The organism is Staphylococcus sp. HMSC13A10, from assembly GCF_001808005.1.
Classification (GTDB): Bacteria; Bacillota; Bacilli; order Staphylococcales; family Staphylococcaceae; genus Staphylococcus; species Staphylococcus pasteuri.
The window spans coordinates 20049-41256 of record NZ_KV791879.1 but is presented as its reverse complement, the minus strand read 5'-3'; the positions used below and the strand labels follow the sequence as shown (position 1 = coordinate 41256).

The 21208-nt window shown below is 30.0% G+C and carries 17 protein-coding genes; 7 read left to right on the top strand and 10 right to left on the bottom strand.

Translation table 11 applies throughout. From position 1 onward, the window contains the following. Window positions 1-167 precede the first annotated feature (167 nt). Both HMPREF3125_RS09440 and HMPREF3125_RS09435 read right to left on the bottom strand, forming a co-directional pair. On the bottom strand, window positions 168-2156 hold the full coding sequence (locus tag HMPREF3125_RS09440) for a DHA2 family efflux MFS transporter permease subunit (RefSeq protein WP_017636506.1): 1989 nt from the start codon (window positions 2154-2156) through the stop codon (window positions 168-170). A gap of 12 nt (window positions 2157-2168) precedes the next feature. Next, entirely contained in the window at window positions 2169-2816 is a 648-nt protein-coding gene (locus tag HMPREF3125_RS09435) for an HlyD family efflux transporter periplasmic adaptor subunit (RefSeq protein ID WP_017636507.1), read from the bottom strand. Window positions 2817-2934: 118 nt separating this feature from the next. Here HMPREF3125_RS09435 and HMPREF3125_RS09430 point away from each other — a divergent pair, with 118 nt between their 5' ends. Then, window positions 2935-3486 (top strand): TetR/AcrR family transcriptional regulator, encoded by a 552-nt coding sequence (locus tag HMPREF3125_RS09430; protein ID WP_029055793.1) that lies wholly within the window; start codon window positions 2935-2937, stop codon window positions 3484-3486. A 58-nt stretch (window positions 3487-3544) separates the two neighbouring features. Here the strand turns inward: HMPREF3125_RS09430 and HMPREF3125_RS09425 are convergent, their stop codons facing one another. From HMPREF3125_RS09425 to HMPREF3125_RS09415, 3 genes are all read right to left on the bottom strand, one after another. Beyond that, complete coding sequence (locus tag HMPREF3125_RS09425; RefSeq protein ID WP_017636509.1) at window positions 3545-4747, bottom strand: putative multidrug effflux MFS transporter TcaB; 1203 nt, start codon at window positions 4745-4747, stop codon at window positions 3545-3547. Between the two features lie 156 nt (window positions 4748-4903). Next, a complete protein-coding gene (locus tag HMPREF3125_RS09420; RefSeq protein ID WP_029055791.1) occupies window positions 4904-6316 on the bottom strand; it encodes a membrane-associated protein TcaA in 1413 nt (470 codons plus the stop codon). A gap of 252 nt (window positions 6317-6568) precedes the next feature. After that, the gene (locus tag HMPREF3125_RS09415; protein ID WP_070453463.1) at window positions 6569-7027 is read right to left on the bottom strand and encodes a MarR family transcriptional regulator TcaR; all 459 of its coding nucleotides are present in this window, start codon (window positions 7025-7027) and stop codon (window positions 6569-6571) included. A 182-nt stretch (window positions 7028-7209) separates the two neighbouring features. Here HMPREF3125_RS09415 and HMPREF3125_RS09410 point away from each other — a divergent pair, with 182 nt between their 5' ends. Next, window positions 7210-8172, top strand: coding sequence for a YdcF family protein (locus HMPREF3125_RS09410; protein ID WP_070453460.1), 963 nt, complete (start codon window positions 7210-7212; stop codon window positions 8170-8172). A 50-nt stretch (window positions 8173-8222) separates the two neighbouring features. Here HMPREF3125_RS09410 and HMPREF3125_RS09405 read toward each other — a convergent pair whose 3' ends face one another. Both HMPREF3125_RS09405 and HMPREF3125_RS09400 read right to left on the bottom strand, forming a co-directional pair. Next, window positions 8223-8888, bottom strand: a complete 666-nt coding sequence (locus HMPREF3125_RS09405) for an ABC transporter ATP-binding protein (protein ID WP_070453458.1) — start codon at window positions 8886-8888, stop codon at window positions 8223-8225. Further along, window positions 8888-9946, bottom strand: a complete 1059-nt coding sequence (locus HMPREF3125_RS09400; RefSeq protein ID WP_070453455.1) for an ABC transporter permease — start codon at window positions 9944-9946, stop codon at window positions 8888-8890. Before HMPREF3125_RS09400 ends, HMPREF3125_RS09405 begins: the two co-directional genes overlap by 1 nt. 136 nt (window positions 9947-10082) lie before the next feature. Here HMPREF3125_RS09400 and HMPREF3125_RS09395 point away from each other — a divergent pair, with 136 nt between their 5' ends. Together HMPREF3125_RS09395 and HMPREF3125_RS09390 are read left to right on the top strand one after the other, a co-directional pair. Then, window positions 10083-10757 carry a response regulator transcription factor gene (locus HMPREF3125_RS09395; RefSeq protein ID WP_070453452.1) on the top strand — a complete coding sequence of 225 codons (675 nt, stop codon included), beginning with the start codon at window positions 10083-10085 and terminating at the stop codon, window positions 10755-10757. Next, complete coding sequence (locus tag HMPREF3125_RS09390; protein WP_070453449.1) at window positions 10750-12117, top strand: sensor histidine kinase; 1368 nt, start codon at window positions 10750-10752, stop codon at window positions 12115-12117. The genes HMPREF3125_RS09395 and HMPREF3125_RS09390 overlap by 8 nt, the downstream gene beginning before the upstream one ends. A gap of 93 nt (window positions 12118-12210) precedes the next feature. Here HMPREF3125_RS09390 and mqo read toward each other — a convergent pair whose 3' ends face one another. After that, entirely contained in the window at window positions 12211-13689 is a 1479-nt protein-coding gene (gene mqo, locus HMPREF3125_RS09385) for a malate dehydrogenase (quinone) (RefSeq protein ID WP_070453446.1), read from the bottom strand. 453 nt (window positions 13690-14142) lie between these two features. Between mqo and HMPREF3125_RS09380 the strand changes: the two genes are divergently transcribed. Further along, window positions 14143-15288 (top strand): glycosyltransferase family 4 protein, encoded by a 1146-nt coding sequence (locus HMPREF3125_RS09380; protein ID WP_070453443.1) that lies wholly within the window; start codon window positions 14143-14145, stop codon window positions 15286-15288. Between the two features lie 145 nt (window positions 15289-15433). On the opposite strand, the gene HMPREF3125_RS09375 is transcribed toward HMPREF3125_RS09380, so the two are convergent. After that, window positions 15434-17035 (bottom strand): L-lactate permease, encoded by a 1602-nt coding sequence (locus HMPREF3125_RS09375; protein ID WP_017636520.1) that lies wholly within the window; start codon window positions 17033-17035, stop codon window positions 15434-15436. 338 nt (window positions 17036-17373) lie between these two features. Here HMPREF3125_RS09375 and HMPREF3125_RS09370 point away from each other — a divergent pair, with 338 nt between their 5' ends. Next, the gene (locus HMPREF3125_RS09370) at window positions 17374-19056 is read left to right on the top strand and encodes a CDP-glycerol glycerophosphotransferase family protein (RefSeq protein ID WP_070453440.1); all 1683 of its coding nucleotides are present in this window, start codon (window positions 17374-17376) and stop codon (window positions 19054-19056) included. A gap of 93 nt (window positions 19057-19149) precedes the next feature. Here HMPREF3125_RS09370 and HMPREF3125_RS09365 read toward each other — a convergent pair whose 3' ends face one another. Continuing rightward, entirely contained in the window at window positions 19150-19818 is a 669-nt protein-coding gene (locus tag HMPREF3125_RS09365; protein WP_070453437.1) for a TpgX protein, read from the bottom strand. Between the two features lie 297 nt (window positions 19819-20115). Here HMPREF3125_RS09365 and HMPREF3125_RS09360 point away from each other — a divergent pair, with 297 nt between their 5' ends. Next, entirely contained in the window at window positions 20116-21111 is a 996-nt protein-coding gene (locus HMPREF3125_RS09360) for an acrylyl-CoA reductase family protein (protein ID WP_070453433.1), read from the top strand. The last annotated feature ends 97 nt before the right edge of the window (window positions 21112-21208 follow it).

The following is a 21208-nucleotide window of genomic DNA, read 5'->3' as shown; positions in this document are numbered from 1 at the left end:
TTCGGTTCGCCTTAGCTTCGCTAATGCATAAGTGGCTCTAACTCATTTCATTCGTAAGAGCCACTAAAAAAAAGGGATCGATATCAAAATTGATACCGATCCCTTAAAAATCATGCCCCCACAACACAATTTTTTTTAATTAAACTTTATTTAATGTCTATCAACAATTAATCTTCTGCTCTTGATTTTGCAGCTGATGCATCAGCTTTCTTCTTACTTTGTAAGAAGAAACTTAAAATAAGTGCTAATAAACTTATCATAGTTGCAATAACGAATGCATCGTTTATACCTTCAACAGAAGCCAATTTATTTATAAATTGTAATAATACTTTCATTGCACCTTGTTCTCCACCATATTGTTGAGCCAATTCACGCATATGATCTTGAACAACTGGATTTGTTTTATCTAATTCTGTGCCAAATGCGGCAACATGATTAGTTGTTTGTGTTGTCATTACTGTAACAAGAATCGCAGTACCAATAGAACCTGCTAATTGTCTCATAGTATTTACAAATGCATTACCATGAGAAATTAATCGACCTGGTAAAGCGTTCAAGCCTGCAGTCATGATAGGCATCATAATAAATGCCATACCAAATGAACGCAACACATAAATACCCATGATTGAGAAATATGGTGTGTCCATATTTAACTTAGTTAATTCCCAAGTTGCATAAGTCATTATAGCAATACCAAAAATAGCTAATGGTTTAATACCAATAGTATCTAATAACTTACCTGCAACAGGACCAAGTACACCCATTACTAATGCACCCGGAAGCATTAATAGGCCTGAATCTAACGCAGAGAATCCACGTAAATTCTGTAAGTAAATAGGTAATAAAATCATACCACCATATAAACTCATCATAACAATCATATTAATAACTGTTGTTAAAGTATATGTTGGGTATTTCAATACTGTTAAGTTTAACATTGGTGCTTTCATTCTTAATTCTCTAATAACGAATAAGATAATGAATATAACACCAATCACAAACATCGTAACGATTTCAGTTGAACCCCAACCTTTATTACCAGCTTCAGAGAAACCGTATAATAAAGCACCGAAACCAATAGTACTGTAAATAATTCCTGGTACATCGGCTTTAGGGTTTGTGGTTCTTTGATAAAGTCTAAACCAGAAATAACCTACTATGATAGCTACTAATCCTATAAAGAACATACCATAGAACATTATATTCCAATGATAATTTTGAACAATATAACCTGATAACGTTGGGCCAATAGCTGGAGCTAATATCATAGCCACACCCATAATACCCATTGCCGTACCACGTTTTTCTGGTGGGAAGATTGTAACAATAACATTAGAACCTAAAGGCATTAAAATACCAGCACCAATAGCTTGTAATACACGTCCTACCATCATAATAGGGAAATTCATTGAAATAGCACAAATCAATGATCCTATAGTAAATAGTACAAGACCTATAAGAAATAACTTTCTATAAGAATATTTATTGAATAGAAAAGCACTTATCGGTATTAAAATACCATTTACTAACATAAATCCTGTCATTAACCATTGTCCAGTTGATGCAGAGATATTAAATTCAGTATTAATTTTAGGTAGCGCAACGTTTAATAGAGTTTGGTTTAAAATAGCAATAAACATCCCAAATAACATTGCTGCTAAAATTTTACCTCTAGTGATACCATTACCAAATATAAAATCACTATGTTGTCTCTTGATTTTTTCATTAACTCTGCCCTCTTCTGAGTCAGGGTTAATTGGATTATGCACTTCTTCGTCTACATCTTCTGTTTCTTCTCTATCAATATTGTTACGAGAAGAATCGTCTGAACGACGTAATTTCTCTTGGTCATGTGCATTGTTGTTGTCATTTTCAGATTCATTCATTGATTCGAAATGATGTTTTCTTTTATCGTCTTCTATATGATTTGAAGTTGAACCAAAATCATTAGGAGATGTTGTACGTGACTCAGATTGTTTGTCTAAATCACTTGCTTTAAATTTAGATTGATATGATTGACTCTCAGAACCTTTTGTTGAGCGTTGTTCCACTTTTTGGTTTTTAGACTTTTTCTTACTTTTAGAAATAAAGAAATTAATCAAACCAAGAAGTATGAGCGCGATTATAATATAAACAATAATGAAGGTCGCTGTCATTTAATGACCCCCTTAATTTTTATGAATTTTGACTTCAGCGTTCATACCTGGAACAACATTTTTAGATGGTTCAGAATCTAGAGAAATTTTAACTGGTACAACTTGTGATACTTTAGTGTAATTACCATCACTATTTGATGAAGGCATTAATGAGAAGCTATTTGCTGTAGCATCACCAATTTGTTCTACTTTACCACTTACAGTTGCTTTTTGACCGTCGATATCAATATCTACGTCATTTCCTTTTTCAATATCAGCAACATCTTTTTCATCAACGTTGGCAGTAACATATAAATCATCTAAATTATACGCATAAGCGATTGGGTTCCCAGCTTGAGCCATTGAACCTTCCATACCATCTGTTTTTACGATTGTGCCATCTTTAGGCATTTTGATGCTCATTTTTTTAGATTGACCATCTTGACCTTGTCCAACTACTTCAGCTACTTTGTCACCTTTTTTAAGTTTGTCACCTTGTTTTGCATCAAATGATTTGATTTCACCTGCAGTTGGGCTTGCTATTTTCATTTGATCGCCGTCTATTTTGGCGTTATCAGTACTAACATAGCTTGTTGCATTGTTCCAGAAGTAAAAGCCTAATACTCCAATAACAATTAATACTATGATAGTAATGATATTAATTAATACCATTTTCTTCATATATACTTCCTCCTATTTGCTTTTAAAATTCACTTTATCTATTATAGTTACATAGACATTAAAAAAACACCGACACTTTAAAAAAATGTGTCGGTTATATGAACAAAGGTGAATACTAATGAAAAGAAAAGCAAAATATAAAATTATACAAAGTATGATTGATCTATTAGATGAGTACCCTTTTGAAGATATTACTATTAAAATGATATGTGCTTACAGTGGTGTTAATAGATCTACTTTTTATGATAATTATAAAGATAAATATGATTTACTAGAAAAAATCCAAAACTATCATCTCTCTAAATATACTAAATTACTTACAGCTTTATATAATAATTTTGAAAGTGTAAGAGTAGATACAAGCAAATTATATAAATTTTTCTTAATTGTAGCTAAATATATAAAACGAAAAGAATCGTTTTATCGTGCTATTTTCATTACTTATCCAAATAAAGGATTAGCGTTTGATTATTTTCAAGCTACAAAAAAAACATATGAACATGTTATTAATGATTATCCAAATTCAATTCGTAATAAGTCTTTATTTATCACTTACTCAATTGGTGGTGAAGTGGGTGTTATATTTTATTGGCTACGTAATGGCTGCCAAGAATCACCAGAAGAAATTGCTGAAAATTTACTAGCAAACACAGTTAAACTACAGCGATAATTATATTTGGTAAATGATGAAAAACAACCAAAGTGATTGTATTAATCACTTTGGTTGTTTAATTGTTACGATGTATTTTTGAATTAAGTAATTGTAATATAATTAAAATAATAGCCGTTGAACTAATAATCGTTACATAGGGCATTACATTATGCTCGCCCATAACATTAACCAATGAAGACATTACGCCACCTAATAGGAATTGTACTAATCCTAATAAACTAGATGCACTACCTCTACCTCGTGTACTTTCATCCATAGCAATTGAAAAACCTAAACTTGCCACTGCTGTTACAGGAGAAACTAATATAATAAATCCAATCACTAAAATCCAAAAACTCATATGATTTAACAAAGTAAAGATAACTAAAACTACACCAAATATTTGAATAAAGGTCACTATTTTTAATAAGCGTTGTCTATCCACATAGTCTACAAGAAAGCCTACTAACTGACTTGAAATAATTAATGTAATACCTATACCGGCAAACATAATACTGAATTGTAAAGCTGACATGTGATAGATTTTTTGAACTATAAATGGAGAAGCTGAAATATAGGTAAATAACATAATAAAAGAAAAACCTTGAATTGCCATCGGTAGTACAAACTTAGGTGTAAATAATAAATGCTTAAAGTTTTTAAACATTTCTCTAATACCATTACTATCTTTTTCATCTTCTTGTAAAGACTCTGGCACCTTCGTTAATGTACCAATAACCATTAATACACCAAATACAGTTAAAATAATAAATACCATTCTCCATACCGCAAAGCTTAGTATAACGCCACCAATAGCAGGCGCTATAACTGGTGCAACACCATTAACTAACATTAGTAAAGATAAAAATTTAGTTAATTCTTTACCTTTATACATATCACTAGCAATCGCTCTCGAAATAACAGATGCCGCCCCACCAGTAATTCCTTGTATAAAACGCAAAGCTATCATCACTTGTATATTCGTAACGAAGACAATACCTAAACTTGCAATAGTATAAATAAGCATTGATATCCATAACGGTTTCCTTCTACCAATAGAATCTGATATTGGTCCAGCAAATAAATTACCTAATGCTAAACCAATCATAAATAGAGATAATGTTAATTGAGCATTTGAAGTTGTTGTATGAAAGTCATTTTGTATATCTGGCAACCCAGGTAAAAACATATCTATAGATAATGCGCCTATTGCAGTAAGTGCTCCTAAGATGATTACAAATATAAGAGATTGTGATTTTGCTCGTTCTTTACTATTCATTTTTTGAAACCACCTTGTTTTTATTTTTAATAATAAAAGTTCTAATATTATATGATATAGAAATATTTAACATATGAGATTTTGATAATTAAAAAAATGAGACGTAGGACAATGTCCATAAATGTAAATGAACTTCATTGTACTACGTCTATTTCTCTAATCTGTTTCTTTAATTAAGTTAAAGTCATTCCCACTAGAAGCTTGTTCTAACTCATACTCTTTATTAACATACTGACCATTTTCATCGATATGTTGTACAGTTGTTAATATTTTATCTCCACTTTTGCTAGCACTCAATACTTGTGGTGATTGTAATGATACAAGTTGTTGATTACTAATACTATTTTTCATTTTGTCATACATTGAAGAATTCTTTTTAAAATAACTTGATATTAAATCAAAGTTACTTTGATTTTTGGCTGAAGTTAAAGCCATAGAATAACCACTAAAGAATTGTGTGAGTTTGTTCTTCAAACTATTTTCTTCTTTTTCTTTTTTAGTCACATATTTACTTATTTCATCACTATCAAAATCTAAAGTAACTGACGTATTATCTTTTAAGTTAGACGCTTTAATTGTCTTAGTTTCAGATTCAAATGTTTTACCTTTCGCCTTACCTTGAGCTGAAATTGTTATATCTTTATTTTTAGGATAAGGACCGAATTCTTTAGAATTTGAATATGACATTGTACGATCATTAATGATTACTTTTTTCGATTTACTTGTCAGTTTCGTTGCACCTTTTAATTTGATATTTAAATGCGCTTCTTCAAAGTTTTCGTTAACATCTACAGTTTCACTATTACTATTCTTGAAATTAAAATCAAGTGTACCTGTGAATACGCCATTTTTTGTTTCTTTAGTTGCGTCTATGTGATAATTACCAGGAATAAAATAACCTAATGGTGTTGTTTTATTTGCATCTGCAATGACTGTTTTACGTTTACCACCTGATTTAAATTCATATTTAGTATCCACTTTAGGTTTAACGATAGGTTGTTTTGTAGGTGCATTAAAACTCATATTATCAAAAATAAAATATCGTCTTCCGTTTTTACTTACACGTAAAATATCTTGCCCATCTTTAGTTTGGATATACGATGCAACACTTGAATCGCTTTTGTTTAATTTATCAACCGTATTTCTAACATCTCTAACGAAATGCTTCATGCCCACTTCTTTTTTAATATATTTGATGTACGCAGCCGCTTCATCAGGATCGACCTTTTTGTCTTTCGTACCAAGTAAGGTTGCTACCTTTTGATTATCGTCGTTATCAATTGCATTCACTAAAATTTTAGCTTGAGCATTGGGTGAATTATAATTTCTTAGAAGGAAAAATAAAATAACTAATAGTATGATAATAAAAAATATAATTGCCACTGGCACAACTTTTCTGATTTTAATATTCGATGATTGATTAGTTGATTTGTTAGTTCTATCTTTTCGTTTAATATTGTTATTTTTACTACTTTTCTGATTTATTTCTTTTTTTAATGACTGGCCGCAATTATGACAAGTGTGCTCATCATTTTCAACAGAGACGCCACACTGAGGGCACTGTTTCATCGTATCACCTCTATTCACTTTCCAAACTTACTACCATTTATAAATAGTTATATCACTATATTTATATCAAGGGGGGTTATTACTTATGCATCATTTTTTAATATTTAAAATTTATAAATCTTTATTTTTTCAGATATTTTCATTATATGACTAAATGAATAACAGTAACATACGTATTTAGTCTTATGTCCAATGTATATACAAATTATATTCCTAACTCTTCTATTGTGTATAGTCTTTATTTAATAATTTTTAAGATAGTTTAGAACTATAATTCGTCATTCTATGATTAATAATATCTAAAACATGTCTTACTTGTTCTAAATCTTCCGCAGAAAAATCATTTGTAAAGTCATGAGCAATACTATTAATCAAAGCTTTACGCTCTTTTATATATGATTTTCCGTTATCAGATAACGTAATAAATTTGAGTCGTTGATCTATATTAGCGTTAGGTTTTTCTAAAATAACTAAACCTGCATCTAGCAATTTACTAATTCTTCTACTCACTGTCGCTTTATTAACGCCTTGCTTCTCCGTAATTTGACTAATAGTCATAGATTCGTTACTAAGCATCGTTAATACATTAAATTGTTCTAAAGAAATGCCATATTCATTTTGCAAATCTTTCAATAATTTAGCCGTTAAAGTATTTACATTATTGATAAATGTTTCTAAAAATGCAATATGATCTTCTAATTGTCTAGTCATATGTATCTCCTCAAACACGCGTAGATTTATATAAAATATTTATTTTTCATCTTATAAATGATATCAAGAAAAATTATAAAATGAAACCTTAAAAACAGTTTTAACTCAATATCTTTTAAGTTGCTTATTTAACTCTTATCAACTACATTTATATATACATATATGATAGAGGTGGCCCTTTCATGATTCCATTGCTTTTCACTTTATTAATTTTAATAATATTGTTTTCTTTATTTTTCAACCAATTTATAACTTTAAGTATAACTGGATTTATTTCTACTATTATATTAGGTTTTATAACTCTAATTTACCATCTGATTAGTTATTCAATACCTTATGAACTAATAGCAATAATAATAATGATATTTATGTATATCATATTAAAGCATGCCTCTATCTTTCGTAATAAACAAGGGCGTCGTTTTATTAAGCAAATGACTTTAAGTGGAGTTCGGTTAATCCTATTTATAATTGCTTGTTTCTACATTAGTACTTGTCCTATTCCAATATTGAATGGCATTATACTATGGCTTAGTTTCATTGGTTTGTCTACTTTATTCGCTTTCTTTTGTTATGTCTTTTGGTATTCTGCATATGGTTCAACTCATTTTCAAAAACCAATCGATTTAATCATTATTTTAGGGGCAGGTATTTTTACTGAAGAAGTTACACCTATGCTTAAAGAGCGTTTAGATCGATCATATGATATTTACCGACAGTTCCATAATTCTCCTATGATTTTAGTTTCTGGTGGTCAAGGTCCAGATGAACCTATTACTGAAGCTTTAGCTATGCAACGCTATTTAATTCATCGCGGTGTCCCAAAAGAACATATATTATTGGAACAACAATCAACAAATACTAATACTAACTTTATATATTCGAAAGAAATAATTAGAAAACATTTCAATATTAAACCCAAAATACTGTGTGTAACTAGTCAATTTCATATTTTAAGAGCACTTAAATTAGCTAAAAATCATGATATTCAAGCCTATGGTATTGGCAGTCATACACCATACCATTTTTTCCATATTGCGTTAATCAGAGACTTTTTAGGTGTAATGTACCAGTATCGTCTTTTACTAACCATATACTTTGCACTAACCTTTTGGTTAAGTATTATCATTTTATGGATTAAATAAAAGAGACAGTGTACATTCTATACGAATGTATTACTGCCTCTATTTTTATATTAATTTTTAATTAGACCATCTTCTAAGCAAATAACTTTATCTGCATATTCAAACAATCGTTGATCATGTGTCACCATAATTCCACACATTTGATTGTTTGAAATTTCTTTTTTAATCATTTTTACAACAGATAACGCTCTTTTAGCATCTAAACTTGCTGTTGGTTCATCAGCTAATAACACTTTAGGATTATTCATTAGCGCTCTCATAATAGCTACTCTTTGTTTTTCACCACCTGATAACATATGGGGGTAAGCATTCATTCTTTCATACAATCCTATATCACTTAATAATTTTTCTGCACGACGATATGCTATTTTTTTAGACATTCCTGCTTCACGTCCTACAATTATCAATTGATCAATGACGCTTAAATAAGGTACTAAGTGAGAAGATTGGAAGATAAAGCCTATCTCTGATAATCGACGTTCACTATTTTGTTTAGACGATGAAAATAAAGGTTGTTGTTCATAGTTTATATCCCCATCAGTAGGAGAAAGTAGACCTCCTAATATAGATAACAATGTTGATTTACCCGAACCTGATGCACCTGAAAGAATTACAAATTCACCAGGCTCTATTGTTAAATCGATAACCTTTAATACTTCTGTCTTAGTACTACCTTCTCCAAACGTTTTAATTAATTGTTTAACTTGCAATGTCACTATTCTCCACCCCCAATAGCATCTAATGGATCGATTTTAACGACTTTAATAAATGATAGTAATGAGCCTATGCATGCTACGAGTATGAAAATGACAATAACTAAAAAGTAATTAGCGTAGGCTAAATGAAATGGCATTGTAACTGGTATTATGAATGAAACACTTATAATCATAGCGACTGATATTAAAACTGATAATAATGTAATCATTAAAATTTGTGCGGTTAAGGATTTAAGCAAGTGTCTTGTCTTTATACCAATCGCTTTTAAAATACCTATTTCTGATACTTTTTGGATTGTCATGACATAAAAGAAGGCACTAAGAACAATAGCAGAAATAACGAGTAAACTCACTATCATCATGTTTAGTGGTGCTTGTTCAGCTTTATAACTAGCAATATTATCTTTTAATTCATTTTCATCTGTAACTTGGATACCTGTAATATCCTTTAGCTGTTGTTGTTCATGCTTCGATAGTTTATTGAATGGATAAAATGTAGCATACTGTCCTTTAATATCACTGAATCCTTGTTGATTCATCATTACGATTGAACTATGTGAATACATCGCATCTTTAAGAAATCCTGTTACTTTATACGCTTTCTCTTGATTTTTAAATTGGACTTTATCTCCAATATTTATACCCTTTCCTGTTAATTTTTCATTCACAACAATTTGATTATCGTTTTTCGGATAATGGCCCTTTGACAACTTAAACTTATGTTGTAATGAAGAATCGATTGCTAATACATCTTCATTATTTTCTCCTTTAACATTTAAAGTTTGTTGTTTCATTTTCAAGGGTTTAGTGTTAATGATATTTTCAACCTTAGATTGTTGTTTTTTCGTTAATTGAGATTTTTCAATTTGAGGTGCTTTCATATCTTGGATAATATAATGTTTTGATTTAAGCTGACTAAATAATGAAACATTTTCTCTGCCAAGCCCTTGTGCTAAACCACTAATAAATAACACCATCATACTTAATAAGACAATAATTAGCATAATCAATATATATCTTAGCTTATAAAATTTTATTTCATTCCATGCTAATTTCATTCATATTCACTCCTATTCGATATTTTCACTAGTTGTATATTAATTACTTTTTATGAACTGAATATGAACAATTTCATACATTGTTTTATAAATTTTGCTCATAGTATAATTAAGTAAAAAAGATAGGAGTGTGTATATGAATCGCTGTCTTATCGTCGATGATGATTTGAAAATATTAAATTATGTCTCGACACATATAGAAAAAGAACACTTTCAAACATATACTCATATGAATGCTAAGGATGCACTTGAATGTTTAAATCGTAATCAAATAGATATTGCTATTGTCGATATTATGATGGAAGGTATGGACGGGTTTGAATTATGTCAAATTATCAAAGAAGATTTTGAGTTACCTGTCATTATGTTGACTGCAAGAGATGCACTAAGTGATAAAGAACGAGCATTTCTAAGTGGTACGGATGACTACTTAACGAAGCCATTTGAAGTCAAAGAACTCATATTTCGTATGAAAGCTGTTTTACGTAGATATGATATACATGCAGAAGAACAATTAGTAATAGGTGATTTAACACTCCAACAAGCGTATATGGAAGTTATAGTAAACGATAAAACGATGATGTTACCGAATAAGGAATTTCAACTTCTTTTTCTATTAGCCACTAATAAGAAGCAAATACTTACAAGAGAGCATCTTATTGAAAAAATATGGGGGTTTGATTATGAAGGTGATGAAAGAACAGTTGATGTCCATATTAAGCGTTTACGACAACGTTTAGCTCAATTACATTCTAATGTCACAATTAAAACAGTTCGTGGACAAGGATATAAGGTGGAAGTAAATGTTTAAATCTTTATATATTCGAATTGCTGTTTATACAATCGTCGTCATTTTATTTAGTGCGTTTATCAGTTTTATTTTCACGAACATTTATTATCATTTTAATCTAAAACCCTCTAATGATGCGAAAATTATGAAGACATTAAAAGAAGCTAAGGAATTTGAAGATAAACAATCATTTGAACATATTAATACATATTTTAAACACTTGGGAGATATGAATTATCAAATTATGACTGTTGATCAACATGGTAACAAACACTTTTATGGCGCTCCTTTTAGAAAAGATAGCTTACCCAAACATGATATCCAAAAGGTTTTACACGGCGATACTTATCATGGGATAAAAGAGAAGCCTTTTAAACTTTTTATAACAGGTTTCTTTGATAATGAAACTGATAATACTGTAGGTCTTCAATTTAAAAATGATCATCAAGCTATTGCAGTATTTATGCGTCCTGATATAGGGGAAACATTTAGCGAATTCAGAATATTTTTAGCAGTGCTATTAGCATTATTGTTGATAATTTCAATCTCGTTAGTTATAGCTTCTACCTATTCTATAGTAAGACCTGTAAAACAATTGAAACGTGGTACAGAAAGATTAATGAATGGAGATTTTAACACGCCGATTAAACAAACACGAAAAGACGAAATCGGCACATTACAATATCGTTTTGACACAATGAGACAATCTTTAAAGCAAGTTGATGAAATGCGACAACACTTTGTACAGAATGTTTCTCATGAGATCAAAACGCCCCTAACTCATATTAAACAATTATTAGTGGATTTAGAACAAACCGATAATGAAAATAAACGACAAAATAAAATAGAAGAAATCAATCAAATTACAACTCAACTTAGTGATTTAACAAGAGAATTGTTATTATTATCGGAACTTGATAATGCACAACATCTTACATTTTCAGACAATATACAACTTAATATATTGATCAAAGACATTATTCGACATGAACATTTCGCACTAGATAATAAGTCATTAATGATAATGTCTAACTTGGAATCTATTTATTTCCTTGGAAATGAAAGACTATTACATCAAGCCATAAATAATCTTATTATCAACGCCATTAAGTATGCTTATCACGATTCAGTTATTAACATTGCATTAACGCAAACATCACAACATATTTTAATTCAAGTTACTAATCATGGTGATGTTATAACCGAAACACAACAATCACGAATGTTTGAACGCTTTTATAAACTTAGCCATGATAACAATAGTAATGGCTTAGGTTTGGCAATTACAGAATCAATTATTAAACTTCATCACGGTAAAATTTACGTCTCAAGCACTCAACATGAAGGAACTACATTTACGATTCAATTACCTCAAAACTAAATATAACCAACAACTTAAAAACTCGCATTCTAAATAAATAAAAGCATCTCACTATCGTAGCCATTAGACTTTATAGTGAGACGCTTTAACTATTTATTTAACTTTCAAATATTTAACTATTTCTTTATTAACAGCATGATAAACATCTTCATGTTCAGTTAATTTTAATCCGAATGAAGGAACCATTTCTTTAATAGCAGATTCCCAACTGTCAAAGTCATCTTTATAACATTTTTGAAGTACATCGAACATAATATCTACAGCAGTAGATGCACCTGGTGATGCACCAAGTAAAGCAGCTAACGTACCGTCTTCTGATGTAATTACTTCAGTACCAAATTGTAAATTACCTTTTGAATCTTTAGTATCTTTAATCACTTGAACACGTTGTCCTGCAGTAATAACTTCCCAATCTTCATCTTTAGCATTTGGTAAGAATACACGTAAGTCATCTATTCTTTCCTCATTAGAAAGCATTAATTGTGATACTAAATATTTTGTTAAGTCAAATTCTTTAACACCTGCAGTTAACATCGTAACGATATTATTAGGTTTCACTGATTTAATTAAATCTAAATATGATCCAGTTTTTAAGAATTTTGGTGAGAAACCTGCAAATGGTCCAAATAGTAATGAACGTTCACCATTTACAAATCGTGTATCTAAATGCGGTACTGACATAGGTGGCGCACCCACCTCAGCTTTACCATAAACTTTTGCATGATAACGTTTAATAACATCCGGATTTTTACATCTTAAGAATAAGCCACTAACTGGGAAGCCACCGATATGTTTAGATTCTTTAATTCCAGTTTTTTGTAGTAATGGTAGGCTTGCACCTCCAGCACCAATAAATACGAAATCAGTTTCATAAGTTGTAACTTGATTATTAGCTAAGTTTTTAACCTCAACTAACCAAGTTCCATCATTTTGTTTAGTTACATCTAAAACTTCATGTTTATAATTAATATCTACATTTTTTTGTTGTAAATTACTAAATAACTTTTTAGTTAGAGCTCCAAAGTTAACATCTGTACCAGTTTCATCATAAGTGATAGCAATTGGTTCTTCGTCTGTTCTACCTTCCATCATGAGAGGTACCCATTCAGCAATTTTATTTTTATCTTCAGAAATTTCCATTTTACTAAATAAAACATTCTTTTGAAGACTTTCAACACGTCTTTTTAAGAAATCAACATTATTCGCACCTTTAACGAAGCTCATATGAGGTACTGTTTTAATAAAGTTTTCTGGATTTTCTAATTGTCCTGTTCTAACTAAATAAGCCCAAAACTGTTTAGAAATTTGAAACTGCTCGTTGATTTTAATCGCTTTAGTAATATCTACAGATCCATCTTTACCTTCTTTAGTATAATTCAACTCACATAATGCTGAATGCCCTGTACCAGCATTATTCCAAACATTTGAACTTTCTTCACCGGGTTGATTCAACTTTTCAAATATTTTAATTTCTTTATCAGGTGATAATTCTTTCAATAATGTTCCTAACGTTGCACTCATGATACCGCCACCGATTAAGATGACATCTGTTTTGCTATGTTGTGTACTCATAACAAATACAGTCCCCCTTTTTTAGTTGATTAATAAAACTATCAAATGACCTAGATTTATATTAAAGCGCTTTCTAAATAGGTAAAAAAATAAAATCAACGATTCCCATTAATTCTAAACAACTTTTATTTTAGATTTATAATTAATGTAATCTAGTCACAATTACTCAATACATTACCTAAAATATGACACTTAAAACATTTAATATTGTACCATACAATCAATACTTAAATGAAATAATCACCTATTTCACAATAACAATTTTGAAATCATCTCATTCATAAATGTTTGAGACAATGTCTTACAATTGAAATTTTTTGTACTACAATACTTAGATCAAAATGACATATTCATTTATTATTAATACTTATATTTTAACATATTCATTTAACTCATTTGTGAACTATGTCATGATATAATCAATATAAATTTATAAAACTAAGAGGTGTTCAAATGAAGTCGTTCACATTTTTCATGCATAACATCTATTCGATGGGCGGAACGGTTAAATCTATTTCACAACTTGCTAATGTACTAGCTGAAAAAGGCCATTCAGTAACGATTATTTCTATATTCAGAAAGACAAATGAGCCATATTTCTATCTACACAAAAATATTAAAATTAAAATCTTAATTGATTATCGTGCCAAACCAAGTAACCTTGTTGCTATGGCTGCCAATCGTATAAATAAATATACTCCTCTACTAAGTCCAAAGCACTTATCTCAATATGAAAGTGGTATTGATCAGTTTTCTAGTTATGTTGAAAAGAAAATGATTAAAGCTATCAAACAAGTATCGTCTGATGTGTTAGTAGGTACTCGTGCGAGTTTTAATATTCTTATTTCAAAGTACCACAATAAAAAAGTTACTACTGTAGCTATGGAGCATATGGATTTCAATGCTTATAGTCCTAAATACCAGCAACAAATAATTAGAGCATATCGTGATGTTAATAAAGTTATAACATTAACGCCCGCTGACCAAGGAAATTATCAATCCAAATTAAAAACACCTGTCTATGTTATACCTAACATCATTGATAACAAGAGAATTGCTTCTCAAAAGAAAAATATTATTATTGCTGCAGGAAGATTAGAATATGAAAAAGGATTCGATCTTTTATTAGAAAGTATTAGATTAATTCAAGACGATTTGAGACATTTAAACTATGTATTACATTTATATGGCGATGGACAAGAAAAAGATTCATTAATTCAATTTATAAATCAATATCATTTACAAGATATTGTCGAACTTTATCCATCAACACCTAAACTTGATCAAAAGCTTGCTCAAAGTAAGATTACTGTCGTGCCATCTAGAAATGAAGGCTTTGGCATGGTCTTACTTGAAGCGATGGCTCAAGATAATATTGTTATTAGCTTTGCTGGTAATACTGGCCCTGATTCTATTATTAAAAAGGGTGAAAATGGCTATTTAGTAGAACATGATGATACATCTCAGTTAGCTAAACGAATTGATTTAACTATGCATAATGATAGTGAACTCCAATATATCATCAATGAGGGTCGACATACGCTAGAAAATTATACTGCCGAAGCTGTTTATAAAGATTTCATGAAAATGTTCAGCTAAAGTACATTATCAATTAATATTAGCTTTAAATTTTTCAACAATATATACATCAAGACACCTTAATAAAACATATTAATAATATAAAAAACTGATTTCTCGTATATACGAGAAATCAGTTTTTTTAGTTTAACTACTAAATTTAATTTTATAACAATACTGATAAGATAAATGTCCAAATACAGATGAATATAAGCAAGCCAATACTATATCTTAAAGTCATTTTTAGTAATTCAGATTCTTTACCTACTTCTTTAACAGCTGCAGTTGCAATAGCAATAGATTGTGGTGAAATTAATTTAGCTGCAACCCCACCAACTGTATTAGAAGCAACAAGTAATGAACCACTCGTACCAATTTGTTGTGCTACAGATGCTTGGATAGGCGCAAATAATGAATTGTTATTAACTACTGATCCAGTCATGAACACGCCAATCCAACCTAATATTGGAGAAAGTAATGGGAATACGTTTCCAGCTTTCGCAATACCTTGACCCATTGCACTACTTAATCCACCATAAGTAGTTATTTTAGAAATAGCTAATATGAAACAAATTGTTAAAATAGGTAACCATAATTCTTTGAAAGTTACACCGAATAAACGTCCCGCATCACCAAAGCCAACTTTTTTAGACATTAATACTGTAATAATAATAGTGATTAAAATCGCAGTACCTGTTTGACCTATAAGATTTAATGATAATGTAATTGGTTTATGTGCAACTTCACTAAATGTACCCGGTAAATTAAAGTTAAATACTAATCCAGAAAGTTTACCATTAGGTAAGAATAAATTCTTAAATGATGGTGCGCTCCAAATCATAACGATAATTGTTAAGATAACAAATGGGCTCCATGCATAGAAAATTGATTTTGCGCTATGATGTTTAACTGGTTCAGGTTCAACATCTTTTTGTATTCTAAATGTATGTTTCGGTTGGAATTTTCTTGAGAATAAAGCTAAAGCTAACATTGATGCTAATGGAGGAATAATATCTGCTAATTCTGGTCCATTAAATACAGTTAGTAACGCTTGTAATACAGTATACGTAATAGAAACAACTAATATTGAAGGTAATGTTTCTTTAATTCCTTTAAAACCATCAATTATAAAGATTAATAAAAATGGTATGAAGAAGTTAATAATAACTAAAGTAAATACTGATGTTTGAGATACTCCCATTGCTGTTACACCACCAGGTAAATGAAGTGTATCAACAATACCCACCGGAATACCAATGGCACCAAATGCACCTGAAGCTGCATTAGCTACTAAACATAACATGGCAGCTTGTAAAGGTTTAAAGCCTAATTGCGCTAATAATAAAGCACAAATTGCAATCGGAACACCAAATCCTGCAGCTCCTTCTAAAAAGGCATTAAACGAAAAACCTATCAATAATAATTGGATACGTTGGTCTTGAGAAATACTTGTAATACTATCTTGAATCGTAGAAAATTGTCCAGATTCTAATGTGATTTTATATAGTAATACAGCCATCATTACAATATAACCAATTGGAATGATACCTTGGAAGAAACCTTCCACTACTGCACCTGAGGCAATTCCTACAGGTAATTTAAAGAATGGAATTGCAATCAATAAAGTAACGACTAACGTTGTTATTGCAGCATAAATCCCTTTCATTTTGAAAACAGTTAAACATAATAAAAATAAGATAATTGGTACTGCAGCAATAATACTTGATAACACTAAATTATCAAATGGATTGAATGAATTTACTAACATAGTATGACTCTTCCTTTACTTTAAATTTGTTTGTCTCTAGCTAGAGTTATATCAAAATAAAAATATTTATTATCTTTGATTGTGAGTCTTCTTCAAATTGAATTCATTTATAACTTGTGAACTTTTTCACAATTAAAATATATCATCTTATCGTTAAAATTACAACATTGATTTTATAGTTTTGCTCAATTATTTCTCTTTATTTTTTATTCTTTATTTTTGTGTCCAAATCTTATAATGGTAGCGCTTACACAAATGAATAAACGTCCTCATTATGAATTAATGTGTTACACATGATAAAATAAGAAGAATAAATTTAGCCTAAAGAAGTCAGCGATATGATAAAGCAAATTAATATAACTAGTTTAGAAAACTTAGATATTCAACTCATGAAAGCTTTAGATGAAGGATACACACATTTTGTTCCATACTCTAATGATATAATGCTTCATCAAAAAATGCTTGATGCTGTTGAATTAAAGAGCACTTCAATTATTGTTGATTATACAATAGATAAAACCTATTTAAATGATTGTAGATATTTTGGGTTAGAAACGGTTGATTTTATAGATTGGGTTAAAAATATTAATCACTACCCTAATGTGATTTATGAAATTAAATCTGCCCTAGTTCATCTTGAAAAATTTAATATTGAGACTATTTTTGATTTAGCTTTAGTAACCATTTTAAAAGGCCAACTTGCAGTAGATGGACACGTTGTCTTTGATTTTAAAACACCAATTTATACAAGTAGCCAACTTTGGTCTTCTATAGATAAAAATAATATTAGTAAAATAAATCAATTTTATTTAAACAAAATCGCATATGAACATCGTCAAAAAATTCCATTCCCTAGATTTACTTACAATGATCATAGCGAACTAAGATACTCAGATTCTGTATTGTTAAGTACAAAATTCAGATTACCTAAATGGATGTTCAAACCATTTAAAAATCACTCTTTAAAAAAACATAGAGAATTAAGCTATATCTATGATAAAGATAAGTCATTACTTAAAGAACATGTTGTCTTTATGGGATTTGATTATAGCTATCGTGGCAATTCTAAATACTTATTTAGTTATTTTGTTAAGAGAAATCCAACCATCAATACTTATTTTGTGACAAATGATAGACAGGGGCCACATTTTATATCACCTGAGGATCCAGAAACAAAATCAATGATAGAAACTGCTAAAGTAGTTGTCACAGAAAGTTATATTCCAGATGACATCAAACCAAATGGTACTATTATTCAACTTTGGCATGGTACCCCAATTAAAAAATTATTTTTAGATAGTCATGAACCAAACCAAAACTTAAATATATATAATTATAGAGCTCGTAAATATAACAAGTTGGCTAAACAAGATTACTTAGTATGTGATTCAAAATTTGCTATGGACATGTTCCATACAACTTTCCCTACGCATGATACTGAAGTGTCACCTATAGGTTATCCACGCGTGCAATATTTGCTTAACAAAATAAGTGAATCATCATATTACGAACAACTCAAACACGATTTAAAGTGTGATCTAAGTAAACCAATATTACTTTATGCTCCAACTTGGTTGTCAAATAATGAGTTAGACACAACATTACCAATCACCGACCAATTATTGGAGAAATATAATGTTATATTTAAAGGTCATGTCGAAAGTAGTCAAACCGTAAACTTACCTGAAGAAGTCATTATTCCTCAAAAAGGAATAGAAACTCAAGATTTACTACTTATTTCTGATATCGTACTTACTGATTATTCTTCAATAATATTTGATGCATTAACAATTGATAAACGTGTATGCTTATATACACCTCATCATGACCAATACAAAGAAGAGCGTGGTATTTATAATCGTGTGATGAAAAGCTTAGCTAACGTTTGGTATACGGATCCTGATTTATTACTAAATGATTTAACGACAGATATGATTCCCCAAAACGATAATCCGTATATCAATAAAAATAATCAATCGTTACAATATCTTACTAAACTAATTCAAAAAGAGTTAAAATAACTAGAAGCTAACATTCTTTTAAAGGCGTATCACAAAGTATTTACATTTGATGATACGCCTTTTTATATCTATATATTTTGAAATAAAATATTTTTATTTTCCGTAAGCTGGGTCAACAACAACTGGTTCACCTTGGCTATTTACAGTAACTATAGAATAAACACCATTTTGTTGTGGGTCTTTAAAACTAAATACATATCTATAATTGGCATTCTCACCTTCAATTGCATAGTCATTATACGTTTTATTACTACTACCATATAAATTTGCTTCTTGTCTTGCTAAATCTAAAGCAGTTTGGAAGTTAGGTAATTGTTTTAATGCAGTTGATTGTGAAGATTGATTTGATGTTTTTTGGTTGTTTGTATTACTAGCAGTTTGGTTTGAATTATTATTAGATGTATTCGCGTCATTCATATTATTAGATTGCTGAGTTGAATTGTCTGTACTTTTAGCCTGTTGATTTAAATCATTTCCACTATTATCATCTTGATTTTGACCTGTTGAATCATTATCACTTGTATTTTTTTGGTCATCGTTTTGATTATTGTCTTGATCATCTTTACTTTTCTCAGAATTCTTTTGATCATCTTTATTTGATGTTTTATTTTTTGAATGATCATTAGACTTCTTGTTCTTTTGTTCAGTTTTAGATGACTCATCTTTAGAGCTGTCTTTATCTTTGTTGCTATCATCATTCGAACATGCTGCGGCGCCTAATAAAAGTGATAATACCAATAAACTCGTATATAATTTTTTCATTATTACACCCCTACATAAATTTTTATTATTAAAAACAACTAGTAGCAATTGATAATCATTATCAAAATAATTATATGTTTCTCCTTTAATTATGTCAATAACAATTCTTTTCAAAATTTATGAAACTCTTTTTTTAACAATTTTATTTCTAAAACTTTATGACAATTTGTCACAATTTATATTAAAATAGTCGTGGCTTATTTTTGTCATTTTAAATTAAGGAAAGTTTTTATCATTTTAATAAGTAAAAGAAAACTTTATAATGAAGGTCATAAATATTGAAGGAGTGAACTTATAGTGTCAGAAAAATTTAAAGCTTATCTCGTAGATAGAGACGATGAAGGGAACGTCTCTTCTGATTTCAAGCAACTTACAGTAGATGATTTACCTGAAGGTGATGTACTGATTAAAGTACATTATTCAAGTATTAACTATAAAGATGCATTAGCTACTCAAAATAACAATGCAATTGTAAAACAATATCCAATGGTACCGGGTATCGATCTATCTGGTGAAATTGTTGAATCAAATGCACCAGGCCATTATGTAGGTGATAAAGTCATAGTAACTAGTTATGATTTAGGTGTAAGTCATTTTGGTGGATATAGTGAGTATGCTCGTGTTAAAAGCGAGTGGATTATTGATTTACCAGAGGATTTAACTTTAGAAGAAGCAATGATCTATGGAACAGCAGGTTATACTGCAGGATTAGCAATCGAACGTCTAGAAAATGACGGAATGACTATCGAAAAAGATAGTGTACTTGTCAGAGGTGCATCTGGTGGTGTAGGTATGTTATCTGTTTTAATGTTAAATAAATTAGGTTATGACGTAGTTGCTAGTACTGGACGTAAAGATGTAGACGATAAATTAAAAGCGATTGGTGCTAAAGAAGTTATCGACCGCTTACCTGAATATGATTATAAACCTTTAGCATCTAGAACATGGCAGGCAGCCATCGATCCTGTAGGTGGTGACAGTTTATCTAATATTGTAAATAGACTCGATAATAATGGTAGTGTAGCAGTAATTGGCATGACTGGCGGTACTAAATTTGAAAGTTCTGTCTTTCCGCTTATTTTAAGAGGCATAAGTGTACTAGGTATTGATTCGGTATTCACTCCTATTAAATTGCGTAAATTAGTTTGGCGTCGTCTAGCCAAAGATTTAAAACCAAAACAACTGCATGATATTAAAGACGTCATTTCATTTGAAGATTTACCAAAAGGTATCGAACGTGTAATGAATCATCAACACATGGGTCGTATCATCATTGACTTTGGTGTTAAATAAGTTTTAAAAACAAAATAAAGACGTGCTCGTTCAATATAATATAAACTCGAAATGTTAGAATAAAAATTCTAATTTTTGAAATTCATTACATTGATTG

What these genes read in the sequence shown, in the direction of transcription:
- HMPREF3125_RS09380 (WP_070453443.1), top strand. Translation starts at nt 14,143, where the DNA reads ATGAAGTCGTTCACATTTTTCATGCATAACATCTATTCGATGGGCGGA.
- mqo (WP_070453446.1), bottom strand. Translation starts at nt 13,689, where the DNA reads ATGAGTACACAACATAGCAAAACAGATGTCATCTTAATCGGTGGCGGT.
- HMPREF3125_RS09375 (WP_017636520.1), bottom strand. Translation starts at nt 17,035, where the DNA reads ATGTTAGTAAATTCATTCAATCCATTTGATAATTTAGTGTTATCAAGT.
- HMPREF3125_RS09390 (WP_070453449.1), top strand. Translation starts at nt 10,750, where the DNA reads ATGTTTAAATCTTTATATATTCGAATTGCTGTTTATACAATCGTCGTC.
- HMPREF3125_RS09365 (WP_070453437.1), bottom strand. Translation starts at nt 19,818, where the DNA reads ATGAAAAAATTATATACGAGTTTATTGGTATTATCACTTTTATTAGGC.
- HMPREF3125_RS09420 (WP_029055791.1), bottom strand. Translation starts at nt 6,316, where the DNA reads ATGAAACAGTGCCCTCAGTGTGGCGTCTCTGTTGAAAATGATGAGCAC.
- HMPREF3125_RS09370 (WP_070453440.1), top strand. Translation starts at nt 17,374, where the DNA reads ATGATAAAGCAAATTAATATAACTAGTTTAGAAAACTTAGATATTCAA.
- HMPREF3125_RS09440 (WP_017636506.1), bottom strand. Translation starts at nt 2,156, where the DNA reads ATGACAGCGACCTTCATTATTGTTTATATTATAATCGCGCTCATACTT.
- HMPREF3125_RS09430 (WP_029055793.1), top strand. Translation starts at nt 2,935, where the DNA reads ATGAAAAGAAAAGCAAAATATAAAATTATACAAAGTATGATTGATCTA.
- HMPREF3125_RS09435 (WP_017636507.1), bottom strand. Translation starts at nt 2,816, where the DNA reads ATGAAGAAAATGGTATTAATTAATATCATTACTATCATAGTATTAATT.
- HMPREF3125_RS09400 (WP_070453455.1), bottom strand. Translation starts at nt 9,946, where the DNA reads ATGAAATTAGCATGGAATGAAATAAAATTTTATAAGCTAAGATATATA.
- HMPREF3125_RS09410 (WP_070453460.1), top strand. Translation starts at nt 7,210, where the DNA reads ATGATTCCATTGCTTTTCACTTTATTAATTTTAATAATATTGTTTTCT.
- HMPREF3125_RS09415 (WP_070453463.1), bottom strand. Translation starts at nt 7,027, where the DNA reads ATGACTAGACAATTAGAAGATCATATTGCATTTTTAGAAACATTTATC.
- HMPREF3125_RS09425 (WP_017636509.1), bottom strand. Translation starts at nt 4,747, where the DNA reads ATGAATAGTAAAGAACGAGCAAAATCACAATCTCTTATATTTGTAATC.
- HMPREF3125_RS09395 (WP_070453452.1), top strand. Translation starts at nt 10,083, where the DNA reads ATGAATCGCTGTCTTATCGTCGATGATGATTTGAAAATATTAAATTAT.